Origin of the sequence: Lysobacter gummosus (assembly GCF_001442805.1) — a bacterium.
Taxonomy (GTDB): domain Bacteria; phylum Pseudomonadota; class Gammaproteobacteria; order Xanthomonadales; family Xanthomonadaceae; genus Lysobacter; species Lysobacter gummosus.
On the sequence record NZ_CP011131.1, the window covers coordinates 2,819,004 to 2,834,097 of the forward strand.

The window sequence follows — 15,094 nt, forward strand, 5'->3', positions numbered from 1 at the left end:
ACTCCCATGGGCGCGCAAGCCAATGTCCGATCCATCCATCGCACGCCGCGGCCGCTGGTTCGGCATGCCTTGCCGTTGGCCTTGGCCGCGTCGCTGGCAACCTCGCTCGCGCAGGCGCAGCCGCCGCTGCCGACGACATTGCCGATCAACGGCAACGTCGTCGGCGGCACCGCGACGATCGCGCTGCCCGGCGGCAACACCATGACCATCAACCAGACCAGCAACGGCGCGATCATCGATTGGGGCAGCTTTTCCGTCGGCAGCGCCGCGACGGTCACTATCACCCAGCCGGGCGCGGCCAGCGTGCTGCTCAATCGCGTGATCGGCGACGGCAGCACGGTGCCGGTCTCGGAAATCTTCGGCGGCCTCAACGCCAATGGCCGCGTGTTCCTGGTTAATCCCAGCGGCGTGCTGTTCGGCGCGGGCTCGCAGGTGAACGTCGGCGGCCTGGTGGCGTCGACGCTCAGCATCAGCAATGAAGACTTTCAGGCCGGCCTCGGCAGCGGTCGCTTCGTCTTCACCGGCAACGGCGAAGGCGTGACCAACAACGGCACGATCACCGCCGCATCCGGCGGCACGGTGGCGCTGCTGTCGAGCGACTCGGTGGACAATACCGGCCAGATATCGGCTCAGCGCGGCACCGTCATCGGCGCCAAGGGCAGCGGCATCACCCTGGATTTCCAGGGCGACGGCCTGACCCAGGTGACCATCGACGACGCCGGGCCGGCGTTGGCTTTCGACATCAACAACAGCGGCACGTTGACGGCCGACGGCGGCCAGGTCGTGTTGACGATACAGGGCAACGATATCGTCAGCGGCATCGTCCACACCGGCACGATCCGCGCACGCACGCTGGACAACCGCGGCGGACGCGTGGTGCTGTCGGCCGGCGCCCGCCGCGTGGCAATCGACGGCGGCCAGATCGACGTCAGCGGCGCGGACCCCGGCCAGAGCGGCGGCAACATCGCCGTGAGCGGCAGCGATGTCGGCCTCTTCAACGGCGCGCGGCTCGACGCGTCGGGGCAGGCCGGCGGCGGCCGCATGGACCTGGGCAGCAACGATGGCACCCTGGTCGTCGATGCCGGCAGCGCGCTGAGCGCCAACGCGATCGACAACGGCAACGGCGGCTACGTCGGGCTGCAGGGCGGCAACGGCGGCGCGCGCATCTTCGGCGATCTAAGCTCGCATGGCGGGGCCAACGGCGGCTTTGGCGGTCAAGTCGTGACCGGATCGTCGGCCGGCTTCGATCTGCGCGGGGTCCGCGTCAACACCGGCGGCGGGTTCTGGACCGTGGCCGCCTCCAGCAATGTTTCGATCGTGCACGGCACCGACACCGGCGTCATGCCGGCCGATGCGTATGAAGCGGTCACCACCGCGGTTCTTCAAGACGGCGATATCAATCGCGGACTCGATGCGGGCAGCAGCATCAATGTCGTCGCCTTGGGCACTACAAGCCTGCGCGGGGACCTGAATGTCGATGGCTCGGCCGGCGCGGTGGCGATCAATCGCAGCGTCGGCAGCGCGCCGCTGACCATGATGCTGAGCGCGAAAAACCAGATTGCCGGCAACAACTTCAGCATCGGCTCCAGCAGCGGTCCTCTCAATATCGACGTCAACAGCAATGCCGTGATCACCGCCGAGATCAACGGCGGCATCTCCTTCGCCAACGCGACGTTGCTGAGCAACGCCGGCGCTATTCGATTGTACGGCCAGAACGACGCCGTCAACGGTTTCGCGACGGCCACCGGCGGTTTCGGTTTGCAGTTGTTCGGAACGACGCTCGACACGCGCATCGGACAAAACGATGCGAACAGCGGCGGCAATGTCCTGGTACGGGGGCGGGGATTGGGTGCGAGCGCCGGCGAGTTCGTCGGCGAGGGCTTGTTGTTGAGCGGCACGCAGGTTTACGCCTCGACCGGCAATATCAGCCTGCTGGGCGTAGGCGATATCGGCTCTTACGGGGTGCAACTCGAGGGCCGCGGGACCAACGCAGGCATCTCGACGACCTCCGGCGCCATCGACATCGTCGGCATCAACGGCGGGGGAGCTGTCCCCAATCAATCCGGTCTCAACGTGCTGGGCGGATTCGCGATTCAAAGCGGCAGCGGACGCATCCGGCTGAGCGGTCATTCCGGCGCCAACGGCGGCCCTAACGCGGATGAAATCTCCGATGCCCTGGTGATCGAGGATGGCGTGATCGCCAGCGGCGGCGGTATCGAGCTCAACGGCTCCTCCGACGGCAGCGGCGTCGGCGTGAGCATCGGCGCGGCCAGCCGCATCGACGGCGGCGCCGGCACGGTGCTGCTGCGCGCCGGCAACAACGGCGCCGCCAGCCCCATGCAACTCGCGGGCACGGTCGCGGCCGGCGCGGTCGATGTGCGCGCGGGCGAGGTCACCGCGGCCGGCGATGTGCTCGATCGCAATGCCGCGGCGCTGCAGATCGGCGGCGGCGCCGGCGAGTTCGTGTCGCTGGCTTCGTTGGCCAACATCGCCGCGCCGAACCTGGTGATCGGCCACGCCGATCACGCCGGCGCGATCACGCTGGCGCAGGCGCTGACGCGCAGCGGCAACCTGACCGTGCAAAATACCGGCGGCAACGGCGGCATCGCGCTCAATGGCGCGGTGAACCTGGGCAGCGGCACCTTGGCCTTGGTCAGCGGCGGCAACATCAACCAGAGCGCAGCGGGCGGCATCACCGCGCAAAGCCTGCTGGCTCGTTCGAACAACGGCAGCGTCGATCTGAGCGCGGGGCAGAACGATGTCTCGGGCAACACGCTGGCCGGCGGCGCGGCGGGAGGTTTCGGCTACACCGACATCAACGCGCTGAGCATCGGCACCGTGGCGGCCACGGGATTCGACGCGGCCGGCGCTGCGAGCGCACTGTCGGAATCTGGCATCGGCGCGGCCGGCGCGGTGTCGGTGCGCAACAACGCCGGCGACATGACTTTGAGCCAGAATGTCAGCGGCACCGACGTGGATCTGGTCACGGCCGGCCGCTTGCAGAACGCGGCCGGGGCGGGCATCAACGCCAGCAATCGCTGGCGGGTATGGGCCAACACCTGGGTCGGCGAAACGCGTGGCGGCCTGGCCGGCTCGGGCACGCTGCCGAACCTGTACAACTGCAGCTTCGGCGGTACTTGCGGGGTGACCGTGCCGACCGCCGGCGACCACTTCATCTATGCCGCGCAACCGACCGCGACGATCGACATCGCCAGCTCCGTGCGCGAGTACGGGCTGGACAATCCGGTGTTCAGCTTCAGCTTCGCCGGGCTGATCCTCGGCGATACGTTCGGCAACGCGATCGCTGGCGATGCCTCCACGCTCGCTACCGTCCTCAGCGACGTGGGCAACTATGCGATCGGCGGCAACTTCACTTCGCCGGCCGGTTATGCCCTGCAAATCAATCCGGGCACGCTGAGCATTACTCCGGCCAGCCTGTTGTTCACCGCGAATCCCTACAGCCGGCTGTACGGCGATCCCAACGGCACGCTGAGCGGAACCGTCAGCGGTTTTCGCAACGGCCAGAGCGTGGCCGACCTGCTCGGCACACCGGTGTGGACCACCAACGCCACGCAGGCCTCGGACGTGGGCAGATACGCCATCGGCCTGAGCGGCGTCTCCTCGCAGAACTACCGCTTTGTCGGGGCGCCGGACAACGCCAGCGCGTTCGACATCCAAAGAGCCAATCTGCTGTTCACGGCCAATCCTTTCAGCCGCCGCTACGGCGATCCCAACGGCGCCTTGAGCGGAACCGTCAGCGGCTTCCGCAACGGCCAGAGCGTGGCCGACCTGGCCGGCAGTCTGGCCTGGACCAGCGACGCCACGCAGGCTTCGGATGTGGGCCAGTACGCCATCGGCTTCGGCGGCGTGTCCTCGCAGAACTACCAGTTCGTCGAGGCGGCCAGCAACGCCACCGCGCTGGAGATCCAGAAGGCGCCGCTGGTGTTCACGGCCGATCCTTTCATCCGCCTGTACGGCGATCCCAACGGCGTCCTGAGCGGAACTGTCAGCGGCTTTCGCAACGGCCAGAGCGTGGCCGATCTGGCCGGCAGCCTGGCCTGGAGCAGCGACGCCACTCAGGCTTCGGGCGTGGGCAGATACGCCATCGGCTTCGGCGGCGTCTCGTCGCGGAACTACGAGTTCGTCGCGGCCGGCAGCAACGCCACCGCGCTGGAAATCCAGAAGGCGACGCTGACCTACGTCGCCGATCCGGTCACAGTGCTGTTCGGGCAAAAGCTCGGCGACTTCACCGGCAGCGTGGCCGGGTTCCGCAACGGCGACACGCCGGGCGGCGCCACGACCGGCACGTTGAAGTTCTCCGCCGAGGTCGGCGCCGACGCGGTGCCCGGGGTCTACCCCATCCAGGGCAGCGGCCTGGAGGCGCAGAACTACACCTTCGCGCAGGCGCCGGCCAATCTCACCGCATTGAGCTTGAACTCGTTGCCGCCGCCCGCGCTTCCCGATATGACCCGCCTGCCGCCGGACAGCTACGTTTACAGCAGCAATGTCGGCAAGACGCCGACGTGTCCATCGACGGGGCCGCTGGACACTCCGGGGCTGGCGCGCCGCGGCGACACGCTCGCGCGCGAGTGGTCCAAGGTGCGGTCGCGTCCGAACCTCAACAGCTGCCTGGCGAGCGAACGCAAGAGCGGCTGCGGCGACTTCTGATCGGCAGCGGGCAGCGGGCAGCGGGCAGCGGGCACCACGACGCTGGGAACGTCGTACAGGCATCTTCAAGAGGGAAGGCAATCGCCTCCTGACCATGAAGACGGGCCGCCGGAATTCCTGGTTGGCCCGCACCTGACTCAGCCGAGTTCCTGCGCGAGTCCGATGAGAAGCCCTTCGGGCCCGCGGATGTAGCACAGCTTGTACACGTCTTGATAGTTGACCATTTCGCCCACGAGCTGCGCGCCGTGCGCGCGGAGTCTTTCGAGCGTGTCGTCGATGTCGTCCACGGTGAACATGGCGCGCAGGTAACCCAGGGCGTTGACCGGGGCGTTGCGGTGATCCGCTATGACCGTCGGCCGCAGGAAGCGGGACAGCTCGAGCCGGCTGTGGCCGTCGGGTGTGCGCATCATGGCGACCTCGACATGCTGATCGCCCAGTCCGGTGACGCGTCCGGCCCATTCTCCTTCGATCGTGGCGCGTCCTTCGAGTTCCAGGCCCAGTTCGCGAAAGAAATCGATCGTCCGTTCGAGGTCTTCGACGACGATGCCGACGTTGTCCATCCGCTTGAGCGCCATGTTTCCGATCTCCAAGAGGGGCGCCCAGTCTAACAACGCACCGGTACACGCTTGCGGCGTGCGTCACTGCCCCTGTGGACCCGAACTGTGCATCATGCGGGGATGCCCCCGCGGATTGCCTGCCAGATGAAAATGCGCTTCAAGCTCGAGGTCCTGCTGCTCTGCCTGACCGCCGTTGCCGTTACCGGATGCGGCCACCGCCTGGCGGTCGCGCAGGCCAAGACGCCATCGGCGCACATCGTGCCCATTCCTCAGTCGATGGCGGTAGCGTCCGGCGAGCTGCGGATATCCGCCGCCGCGGTGGATGCGGACGCGGCCGCGGCCAACGCCGGGCGTGCCCTGGACGAATTGCTGACCTCGCTGAGCATCGGCGGCAAGGGCCCTGCGGCGACACCGATCCGGCTGCAGCTGATCAATGACCCGGCATTGGGCGAGGAAGGCTATCGGCTGGTGGTGGACGATGCGATCGATCTAAGCGCGCAGACCGACACCGGCCTGCTGCACGCGGTGCAGAGCCTGCGCCAGTTGTTGCCGGTGAAGCCCCAGGCCGACTATCGCCTGCCTCGCGTCGTGATCACCGATGTGCCGGCCTATCGCTGGCGCGGTATTTCCCTGGATGTGGCCCGGAGCTTTCTGCCGGTGGAATACCTGGAGAAACACATCGATCGCATGGCGCTGTTCAAGTTGAACCGCCTGCACCTGCACCTGACCGACGATCAAGGCTGGCGCATCAAGATCAAGCGTTATCCGAAACTGGTCGAGATCGGCGGCGCCAGCGCGGTGAAGGGCGGACGCGCCGGCTATTACACCCAGGCGGAGCTGAAGCATCTGGTCGCCTACGCGCAGGCGCGCGGCGTCACCATCGTGCCGGAGATCGACATGCCCGGGCATGTGCAGGCCGCGCTGGCTTCGTACAACGAATTGGCCTGCGAGGACGTCAGCAACCTGAGTGCCTACTCGGGCGTGGAAGTGGGTTTCAGCGTGTTCTGCCTGAAAAAGCCCGAGGTCGTGTATCCCTTCGTGCGCAATGTGCTGGAGGAAGTGGCGGCGATCTTCCCGTCGGCCGAAATCCATATCGGCGGGGATGAGATCAAGCACCCGCTGTACGCCGATTTCATCGCCCGCATCGCGGCGATGGTGGATGCGATGGGGCGTACCGCCATCGTCTGGGAGGAGGGCTCGGTGGCCGAGATGAAACCCAACGTGCTGCTGCAACTGTGGAACGACGGCTACGCCATCGATGCGGCGGTCGCCAAGGGCCATCGATTGATCCTGTCGCCGTGTTCGTATCTGTACATCGACCACGGCAACTACAAAGGCCAGCCCGGCGCCGACTGGTGCCGCGGCGACGGCGTGCCGCTGAAGCGGGTCTACAGCTTCGATCCGGCGCCGTTCAAGAGCGCGGTGGGTATCGAGGCCGCGCTATGGACGGAGTACGTGCATTCCGACGCCGCGGCGGACGATCGCCTGTGGCCGCGCCTGGCGGCGGTGGCCGAACTTGCATGGAGCCCGGCCGGGCAGCGCGGCTATGCCGGGTTCGTGCAGCGCATGGGGGCCTTGCGCCCGCAACTGGATGCGATGGGTATCCACTATCACGCCGAGCCGGATCTGGACTGGGCCGATGCGAAGGATGCGCATTGAGCGGGACCTTGGAACAGGCTGCCCTCGCGTACGCAGGTAGCGCGAGGGCAAGCCGTCAGCGATGCGATGCAGCGATCAGAACTTGTACGTCAAACCCAGATACATGATTCGGCCGGAGTAGTTGTTGGTCCATAGACGCGCATCGGTGTCGTGGCCCAGGTGCGCCCGCTGCTCCTCCTTGGTCACGTTCAACACCGAACCGCTCACGGTGAATCGGTCGGTGAGGTTGTAGGACGCATTGAGATCGAGCTGGGCGTAGGGCTCGGTGTAGATGTTCAGGCCGGTGTGCAGGCCGCCGACCACCTCGCCGCGACGGTTGTACGAGGCGCGAACGAGGAACTTCGGGGTCTCGTAGAACACCGTCAGGTTGGCCTGGTTCTTGGCGCTGCCCACCAGCGGCGAGCTGGCGATCTGCTCGCCGTTGAGTTCCACCGCGGCCAGGTTGGTGTCGTTGTAGGTGTAGTTGGCCTGGAAGCCCAGACCGAAATCGAAGGTGTGCTGCGCATACACCTCCACGCCCTGCGAGACGCCGTCGCGGCCGTTGGCGGAGGTGCTGTAGTCCTGCACGGTCACCGTTTCCCCGCCGATGGTCACCGGCGTGTCCTGCACCACGGGCACGACGAAGTTCTTCACGTTCTTGCGGAACAAGCCCAGACCCAGGACCGAGCCGGGACGGAAGTACCACTCCACGCCGATGTCGAATTGCGTCGCCTCATACGGGTCCAGCGCCTTGTTGCTGCCGTTGCCTCGCCAGCCCAGATCGCTGCCGCCGGCGGCCGAGCGGTCGTTGCTGTATTCCGGGCTGTAGTAATTCAATGCGCCGGGATAGGCGATGTCGGTGAAGGCCGATCGCGCGATGACCTTGGAAGCCGCGCCGCGCAGCACGATGTTTTCCGTCAGGTCCCAGGCGATATTGAAGCTGGGCAGGTAGTCGGTGTAACTCTTGTCCAGCGTGTTGAGGGCGAAGGTCTTGGATCTGGCCAGCGCCTCGGGCAATCTCACGAAGCCGCTTTCGCAGGTATAGCCGCCATTGGAACCCAACAGCGCGCCCGCGGCGGGGTCGGTGCACGCCATCGGATTGCCGCCGGCGTTGTCGGCGAAATAATCCGTGAAGCGCTCGACCGCATCGGTCGATGCCGCGCTCTGCTTGGTCTTGACCACGCGCACGCCGAAGTTGCCGCGCAGGCGCTGGGTGCGGAAATTGGCCTGGAAATAGCCGCCCGTGGATTGCTCATCGACGTCGTAGACGAAATCCGGTTCGCGCCGGCTTTGCATTCCACCGTAGCGGCCGTTGAGATAGTCGATGTAGGCCGGGAAGTCGATCCCGGGGAAGACATTGGCGTTGAAGCCGCCGGCGAGATTGCCGATCGGGCTGGACAGGAAAAAGTCCGGGCGCGCGATCCCCGCGGTCGAATCGCAGCCGGCCTGATAGCGCTTGCTGTAATCGCCCGGGTCCGCGCCCTGGCATACCCAGTAGGTGTTGCCGGTGTTGCGATGGACCGCGGCGTCGGTGAACTTGGCGCCGAACTGCACCGATTCGAGCCAGCCGCTCAGGAACGTCTTGGTGGCGTCGATCTGGAAATGATCCTGCGAGATGCTGGTTTCCTTCCACGACGAGTCGGTGGAACCGGTATCGATCTCGGCGATGCCGGCCATCAGCTGGTTCTGCAGATTCGACGCGAACCTCATCGACGGCGTGCCGCTCAGATCCCACGCGCTGTAGGTATTGCCGGCTTCCCATACGCCGTTGACGTTGCGGCGCGGCTTGGCCGACATGCGAAAGCTCATCGAAGGCCCGCCGTCGGACCAGGTCCGTCCCGCCTTGGCCGAGATGTGCAGCAGGTCGGTGGCCTGCCATTCCATCTCGAAGCCGGCGGTCTGCGACAGCGCCTTTTCGCGGCTGTAGCCGCCGGTCAGTTGCGGCGTCGGTATGGTGCAGTCGTCCGAGCCCCAGCCGCCGCCGGGCTTGCCTTGCGCTGCGGCTTCGGCATCGCTGCAGGGGTAGACCTTGCCCGCGAGTTTTGCGTACTCAGCGGCGGTGACGACCGTACCGCTGCGATCCAGGGTGAATCCGTTGAGCAGCCGGCCCGATGCCCAGTTGCCGTCGGAGTTGAAACGGGCCAGGTTCCACTCGGGAATCTTCAGGGTATTGAGCGTGTAGTTGCCTTGCAGCTCGAAACGGAAGTAGTTGGCCGTCAGCGTCAGGTTGTCCGCCGGCTTGAATTGATAGGTCAGCTGCAGGCCCTTGCGCTCGCGCTCTTCCTCGCGCACGCCGAAATTGACCGAGGTCGGCAGGAAGAAACCCGAGTACCGGTTGCCGTTCTGGTCGTTGATGGCCGAGCCTTGTCCCCACCAGTTGCCGATGCTCGGGTCGAGAGGACGGCCGTTGGCGTCGGTCACCGGATTCGTGGCGACGCCGTTTACCTTGTCGGTGTACCAGTTCCAGTCCTCGGTGCTGACTTCCATGCTGCGGTTGGTGCGCTTCTGCTGAGTCGCACCGATCAGGAAACCGAAGCGGCTGTCGTCGCTGTGCCAGGAGTACATGGCCGACAACTGCGGATCGGTGGTCTTGCTGGTGTCGGAATACGTGCCTTCCAGCGTGACGAAGCCGGTATTGGATTCCATCTCCAGCGGGCGCCGGGTACGCAGGATCACGGTGCCGCCGATGCCGCCTTCGTCGATGCGCGCTTCCGGCGTCTTGAACAGTTCCGCGCCGGAGAGCATGTTCGCCGGCAGCAGCGTGTAGTTGAACGAGCGCGTGGCCTCGTCGTTGGTTTCGGAGGAGGCGACGTAGTTGCCGTTCAACTGGGTCAGGGTGAGGTCCGGAGCCAGGCCGCGGACGCTCACGCTCTTGCCTTCGCCGCCGCTGCGGGTGATCACCACGCCCGGCACGCGCTGCAGCGCATCGGCCACGTTCTTGTCCGGGAACTTGCTGACGTCCTCGGCGGTGATGACTTCGACCACCGCGTTCGCGTTGCGTTTTTGGTCCAGGCTTTTTTCGATCGAATAGCGAAAGCCGGTGACCACGACCTTGTCGAGATCGGTGGCCCGCCCGGAGGCATCGGCGGTGGCCGGAGCGGGCTGGGTGTTCTGGGATTGAGCGTGTACGCAGACCGGTACGTAGAGCGCCGCGCACAGCGCCGCGGCCAAGGTGTTGCGAGCGTGGACTTTCATTGAATTACCCCCGGAGTTGCCCCTGTGACTGGTGTCTTGCGCGAGCGACAGCACTTAGATCGATCTAAACAAGGTGTAGACGTGTGGGGTTCTGACTTGCCTCGATCCGCATAAGAAAGCGATTGGATCGATCTAAGTATCGCCAGAAGCCGGGGCCTGACGCATGCGGCGGCGCAGCAAGGGCGGTGCTTTGCGAACCGGGTCACCCTTTGCACTGCCGCATTGGAATGGGCGCCACGGTTTCCGGGATGGGTGGCTCAGACGAAGGGCGCGGGGTGCATGGCTCACGCACCACGCGGCAGATATCCGCGGCTCGCCGGAAGCGGCTTCCATCGACGGGAATGGCACGAAATGCGGGCGGCGCCGCAGCGCCCTTGCGCGATCGCAGCACGGCGGCGGTCGCATCCGGCGACTGCGGACAGATGGATCAGCAGGACTTCGAGCTTGAAGGGCGCTTCAGCCGGGCACGCAGCCCGCATCCGTCCCTAAGGTCGCTTGGACTTGGTCCAGCGCGTCGCTGCGGTTTGGCCTTGCTCAGTGACTTGCCACCGCTGTCCTGCGCGAGCGACCAGCCCTTTGTGTTCCAGGCTGCGCATTGCAGTGTCGGTCAGCGCTTCGCGTTCCCACTTGAACAGCGGTTGACGCTTCAACAGGATCAGGAACGCGGCACGCTCAAGGGCAGACAGTTCGTGCATGCCGGTCAGACCAGCACTTGCCGTGTTTGCCTGAGGAAGGCATGGATCTCTTGTTCGGTTCGCGTATCGATCATGTACACCGGGCGCTGTCCGTTGGGGCACAGCAGCTGCGGCGTCGTGCCGAATAGCCGGCAAATGAGCGGCCGCTCGTTGTAGACCTCACAGCCATGGCTGCCCAGATGCGGGCAGCTCAATTCGGCCAGGGCAGCGTCATGCTCGGCTTCGCTCTTGACCGGCAGGCGTGCCATTTCTTCCGACGATGCGGTGACCGGGCCGCAACAGTCATGGCAACCCACGATGCAGGTGAACGATGGAATTCGCCGGCGCAGCTCGTCGATTTTTCGATTGTTGCGCGTCAACGCTCTCTCCCGGAACGAGCGGTTACCACGGGCGCTTTGCAGTCGCCGGCCTCGTACTCATTCATGCAGGTCCAAAACGACGGCCACCGCCACTGGCGGCGACTTCGCCTGTTAAGCCAAATGATGTTGAAAATCTATCAATAGATGTCTTGAGCATCAATATAGGGATGTTAACCGTGATGCAGGGCGGCTGTTTAACCGTATGGCCGAGGCGGCGGGCAGGGCGTGTCCCCGTGGCGCCGGTCTTGGTAGCGGCTATAAGGTTCAAGACATGCAAATTGATGTTTTATCCATCTATTGATACCCTTATAACATCTCCAACCTGTCCCAAAGCACTTGGGGCATGTACGACAGGTGCATCAGATGACGGCGGCCTCCCAATCAGCCCCTCGCAACCGCGTTGCAGCTCCCGCGCCGGCGAGTCCTAATCCTGACCGTATCGCTTTCCTCGGCGCGGCCGATGGCGAGACCGGCGCCGGAGAACCGATTGTGGTGCAGGCGTTGTGCTGGCCGACCGTTCCGGAGGCCTGGATCGGGCTCAATCAGGCGTGGCGGACCTTGCGAATAGGGCGAGGCAATCCTAGTCCGTATACCCCCGTTGCCGCGGGCACCTCTTCATGGATCAGGCAATGCGCCCCTCAGCTGGCGGAGCCTTTCCAGGGTACCGCCGCGGCGGAGGAAAGCTCGGTCGCCGCGCTGTTGGCCAGAACGCCGGTGCAGATCGCGGTTTCGATCCATGGCCTGGGACGCTCTTCGGGCGCGACAAGCCCGCGCACGTTGTCGAATTGCCTGGTTGCCTACGACCGGTATCTGCGCGGTCCATTGCGCCGCGCATGCACGATGCTGGTATGCCGCAGCCAGTCCGCGGAAACGGATCGGCTGTATCTGAAGGATCTCGACCAGTGCCGCGCGCAAATGGCCGGAGCGACATGGCTGCGCGACATGCAATTGCAGGCATGGACGGACCCAGTCGAGCCGCTGCCCCTGGAATTGGCGCAATTGGCCGCCGCTTCGGTGATGCGCCATGTACTCGCCGATGGCGACCGCGATCCGGTGTTCGATGCGGTATCCACCAAGCTGACGAACGATCCCTTTCCGCGCGGTTGGGTGGCGAAGACAGGCCGTTCTTCGTCGCGAAAGCGCGGTTGAGCGGCAAATCGTTCTCGGTATTCCACGGATGGAGCCGATTGATGCGATCGCGCCGGAGCCTTGGCGCTTGAGTTGGAACCTGTGAGGTGATGAGTATGGCGACCGATGCTGACATCGACGAAATCAAGCGGATGTGCGCGGTGGTGTTTTGCGAGCTGCAGGACATTCGCCGCCGCTTGGATATCGAGCCGGCCGGCGGCCGGGACGAGGAGGCCTGTCGAGAGACGATGGAAGCCTCGTTGAAACTGCTCGACCGGCGAATGCAAAGCCTGGCCAAAGACAGATCCGGCTACGACCTGTAGCCGGTAACGCGAGTGAACGATTGCGGCATGTCTGTGCACGCGCTGTTCCTGCCGCATGCGGGGTCCTGAGCATGGGCGTGCAACTGCCGGGCTGGGTGTGGGGCGGGGCGGGGGCGCTGGCGGCGGTGGCCGGCATGGTCAATGCGGTGGGTTTTCTGGGCTTCGAGCACCAGGCCGTGACCCACATGACGGGAACCTCGACGTTGTTGGCGACCACCGTGGTTCACGGCGATGTCCGGGCGGTGCGGCAGTTGCTCGGCATCATCGCGGCCTTCGTCGTCGGCGCCGTATTGAGCGGGATGATCATCCAGGACAGCACGCTGCGTCTGGGACGCCGTTATGGCGTCACTTTGACGATCGAGTCGTTGATGCTGTTCGCGACCGTTCCGCTGTTCCGTTACCAGCCGTGGCTGGGGGCGGTGATGGCGGCGATGGCGTGCGGATTGCAAAATGCCATGGCGACCACCTTCAGCGGCGCGCTCGTGCGCACCACGCATCTGACCGGGATGTTCACCGATTTGGGCATCGGCTTGGGCCATGCGTTGCGGCGGATGCCCTTGCCGCGGCGGCGCCTGATGCTGAGCGCATTGATCGTCTGCTGCTTTCTTGCCGGCAGCGCGGTCGGGGCGTTCTTGTTCCTGCGTATTGGATATGCCGCGCTGTACGTGCCCGCGACCCTGACCGGACTGGTCGGCGTCAGCTATGCGATCTATCGCCATTGGCGCCCATTGCCGCGTTGACGGTGCGGGGCCTCGCATCGAACCCGGCGCCTGGGTGACAGCTGCGCAGGAGTTCGCCTATGGGGAATTCTCGCGCGTCAGCGCAATGGCTTCGGCGAAATCCTTCGCGAAGCGCAGCTGATCGCCGTCCTGCTCGATGTGCATCTGCGCCAGAATCTGCCGCGGTTGACTGCGCAGTCCCGACAAAATGACCCGTGTTCCATGCCGCTCGCACCGCTGCAGGAACTGGGTCAGCGCGGTCACTCCGCTCGCATCGATGAGCGGCACGCCGCGCATCCGCAAGATGAAGCAGCGCGGCGGAGCGGGGAATTGATTGAACACCTCATCCAGGCGGTTGGCGACCGCAAAGAACAGCGGACCGGAGATCTGGAAGGCTTCCACGCCGGGCGGCAGCTGCGCGCGCTGGTCCGGCGCGTCGCCGTTGTCGTCGTCGGCCTCGATCAGGGAATTGCTGGATTGCATCTCGACCACTTCGCTCATGCGGTGCATGAACAAGAATGCGGCCAGCACCAGGCCCACCTCGATCGCTACCGTCAGATCGAACATCACCGTCAAGGCGAAGGTCAGCAGCAGGACCACGCGGTCGCCGATCGGGCCTTTCATCAGGTGCCGGAAGCTTTCGACATCCGACATCTGCCATGCCACGACGACCAGGATGCCCGCGAGCGCGGCCAGCGGCACATACCCCATCAGGGGCGCCAGCAGGAGCATGAACAGCAACAAGAAGCCGGCGTGAGCGATTCCGGCCACCGGTGTGCGTCCACCGGCGCGGATGTTGACCGCCGTGCGGGCGATAGCGCCGGTCGCCGGCAGGCCGCCGAATAACGCCGCGGCCACGTTCGCCACGCCTTGCGCGAGCAGTTCTCCATTGGAGCGATGGCGCCCGCCCGTCATGCCGTCGGCGACCACGGCCGACAGCAGCGATTCGATGCCCGCCAGGAACGCGATGGTGAACGCGCTGGGGAGCATCTCCAGCGTGCGTTCGAACGGGATGTGCGGGATATGGAATTGCGGCAGCGCGGCCGGAACGGCGCCGAACCGGCTGGCGATCGTCTCCACCGGCAAGGACAGCCAGGTGCTGCAGGCCGTGCCGATGGCCAGAGCGATCAGAAATCCCGGCCAAGCCGGGCGCCAGCGCCGCAGCGCCACGACGAATGCCACGCAAGCCAGCGCGACCAGGGCCGCGGAGGAACTCGCGCTGGCGACGTGCTGGGCCAGCGCCTGCATGCGAGCGAAGAACTCCGCCGGCACGGCCCCCATGCGCAGTCCAAGCAGGTCCTTGACCTGGCTGAGGAAAATGCTGACCGAGATGCCCGCGGTAAAACCGGTAACCACCGGCTGCGGGATGTACTTCATCAAGGTGCCCAGTCGCATCAGGCCCGCCGCGATCAGCATCAGTCCGGCCAGCAGCGTGCACAGGATGAGCCCGCCGTAGCCGAACTTCTGGATCACCGCGAACACGACAGGAATGAAGGCGGCGGTGGGGCCGCCGATCTGCACCTTCGAGCCGCCGAGAAAGGAAATGAGAAAGCCGGCGACGATCGCGGTGTGCAGGCCTTTTTCCGGCGCGACGCCGGAGGCTATCGCCAAGGCCATCGCCAAGGGCAGGGCGACGACCGCGACGGTCAGGCCGGCGACCAGATCCTGCCGAAGGTTGCCGATGGTGTAACCGTGCCGCAGTACGGTCAGCAGCTTGGGTTCGTAGAGGCGCTGTAACTCGATGAGGCTGGGCAACGGCATGGACATGGGGCACGTCCGTTAGTAGCTGATCCAATCCTTCGTTGAACCGAC

The 15,094-nt window shown here is 65.3% G+C and carries 10 protein-coding genes; 5 read left to right on the forward strand and 5 right to left on the reverse strand.

Annotated elements, in window-relative coordinates; all coding sequences use genetic code 11:
* Positions 1-6 precede the first annotated feature (6 nt).
* Entirely contained in the window at positions 7-4,668 is a 4,662-nt protein-coding gene (locus LG3211_RS11440) for a beta strand repeat-containing protein (RefSeq protein ID WP_083512481.1), read from the forward strand.
* A 137-nt stretch (positions 4,669-4,805) separates the two neighbouring features.
* On the opposite strand, the gene LG3211_RS11445 is transcribed toward LG3211_RS11440, so the two are convergent.
* The gene (locus tag LG3211_RS11445; protein WP_057942959.1) at positions 4,806-5,243 is read right to left on the reverse strand and encodes a VOC family protein; all 438 of its coding nucleotides are present in this window, start codon (positions 5,241-5,243) and stop codon (positions 4,806-4,808) included.
* A 126-nt stretch (positions 5,244-5,369) separates the two neighbouring features.
* On the opposite strand from LG3211_RS11445, the gene LG3211_RS11450 reads away from it, so the two are divergent.
* Positions 5,370-6,884: a beta-N-acetylhexosaminidase gene (locus LG3211_RS11450; protein ID WP_057942960.1), complete on the forward strand. Its 1,515-nt coding sequence runs from the start codon at positions 5,370-5,372 to the stop codon at positions 6,882-6,884.
* Between the two features lie 75 nt (positions 6,885-6,959).
* Here LG3211_RS11450 and LG3211_RS11455 read toward each other — a convergent pair whose 3' ends face one another.
* From LG3211_RS11455 to LG3211_RS11460, 3 genes are all read right to left on the reverse strand, one after another.
* Positions 6,960-10,058, reverse strand: coding sequence for a TonB-dependent receptor (locus LG3211_RS11455; protein ID WP_057942961.1), 3,099 nt, complete (start codon positions 10,056-10,058; stop codon positions 6,960-6,962).
* 485 nt (positions 10,059-10,543) lie between these two features.
* Positions 10,544-10,753 carry a hypothetical protein gene (locus LG3211_RS25645; RefSeq protein WP_148648859.1) on the reverse strand — a complete coding sequence of 70 codons (210 nt, stop codon included), beginning with the start codon at positions 10,751-10,753 and terminating at the stop codon, positions 10,544-10,546.
* Between the two features lie 5 nt (positions 10,754-10,758).
* On the reverse strand, positions 10,759-11,112 hold the full coding sequence (locus tag LG3211_RS11460; protein ID WP_057942962.1) for a YkgJ family cysteine cluster protein: 354 nt from the start codon (positions 11,110-11,112) through the stop codon (positions 10,759-10,761).
* Positions 11,113-11,475: 363 nt separating this feature from the next.
* Here LG3211_RS11460 and LG3211_RS25650 point away from each other — a divergent pair, with 363 nt between their 5' ends.
* From LG3211_RS25650 to LG3211_RS11475, 3 genes are all read left to right on the forward strand, one after another.
* Positions 11,476-12,261 carry a hypothetical protein gene (locus LG3211_RS25650; RefSeq protein ID WP_148648860.1) on the forward strand — a complete coding sequence of 262 codons (786 nt, stop codon included), beginning with the start codon at positions 11,476-11,478 and terminating at the stop codon, positions 12,259-12,261.
* Between the two features lie 95 nt (positions 12,262-12,356).
* Positions 12,357-12,563, forward strand: a complete 207-nt coding sequence (locus tag LG3211_RS11470) for a hypothetical protein (RefSeq protein ID WP_148648861.1) — start codon at positions 12,357-12,359, stop codon at positions 12,561-12,563.
* Between the two features lie 71 nt (positions 12,564-12,634).
* Positions 12,635-13,303, forward strand: coding sequence for a YoaK family protein (locus LG3211_RS11475; RefSeq protein WP_057942965.1), 669 nt, complete (start codon positions 12,635-12,637; stop codon positions 13,301-13,303).
* A gap of 57 nt (positions 13,304-13,360) precedes the next feature.
* On the opposite strand, the gene LG3211_RS11480 is transcribed toward LG3211_RS11475, so the two are convergent.
* Positions 13,361-15,049: a SulP family inorganic anion transporter gene (locus tag LG3211_RS11480; RefSeq protein ID WP_237049871.1), complete on the reverse strand. Its 1,689-nt coding sequence runs from the start codon at positions 15,047-15,049 to the stop codon at positions 13,361-13,363.
* Between the last annotated feature and the right edge of the window lie 45 nt (positions 15,050-15,094).

Excerpts from the sequence above, each read along its gene's own strand:
- LG3211_RS11455 (WP_057942961.1), bottom strand. The coding sequence starts at position 10,058 with ATGAAAGTCCACGCTCGCAACACCTTGGCCGCGGCGCTGTGCGCGGCG.
- LG3211_RS25645 (WP_148648859.1), bottom strand. The coding sequence starts at position 10,753 with ATGCACGAACTGTCTGCCCTTGAGCGTGCCGCGTTCCTGATCCTGTTG.
- LG3211_RS11450 (WP_057942960.1), top strand. The coding sequence starts at position 5,370 with ATGAAAATGCGCTTCAAGCTCGAGGTCCTGCTGCTCTGCCTGACCGCC.
- LG3211_RS11440 (WP_083512481.1), top strand. The coding sequence starts at position 7 with ATGGGCGCGCAAGCCAATGTCCGATCCATCCATCGCACGCCGCGGCCG.
- LG3211_RS11475 (WP_057942965.1), top strand. The coding sequence starts at position 12,635 with ATGGGCGTGCAACTGCCGGGCTGGGTGTGGGGCGGGGCGGGGGCGCTG.
- LG3211_RS11470 (WP_148648861.1), top strand. The coding sequence starts at position 12,357 with ATGGCGACCGATGCTGACATCGACGAAATCAAGCGGATGTGCGCGGTG.
- LG3211_RS11445 (WP_057942959.1), bottom strand. The coding sequence starts at position 5,243 with ATGGCGCTCAAGCGGATGGACAACGTCGGCATCGTCGTCGAAGACCTC.
- LG3211_RS11480 (WP_237049871.1), bottom strand. The coding sequence starts at position 15,049 with ATGTCCATGCCGTTGCCCAGCCTCATCGAGTTACAGCGCCTCTACGAA.
- LG3211_RS25650 (WP_148648860.1), top strand. The coding sequence starts at position 11,476 with ATGACGGCGGCCTCCCAATCAGCCCCTCGCAACCGCGTTGCAGCTCCC.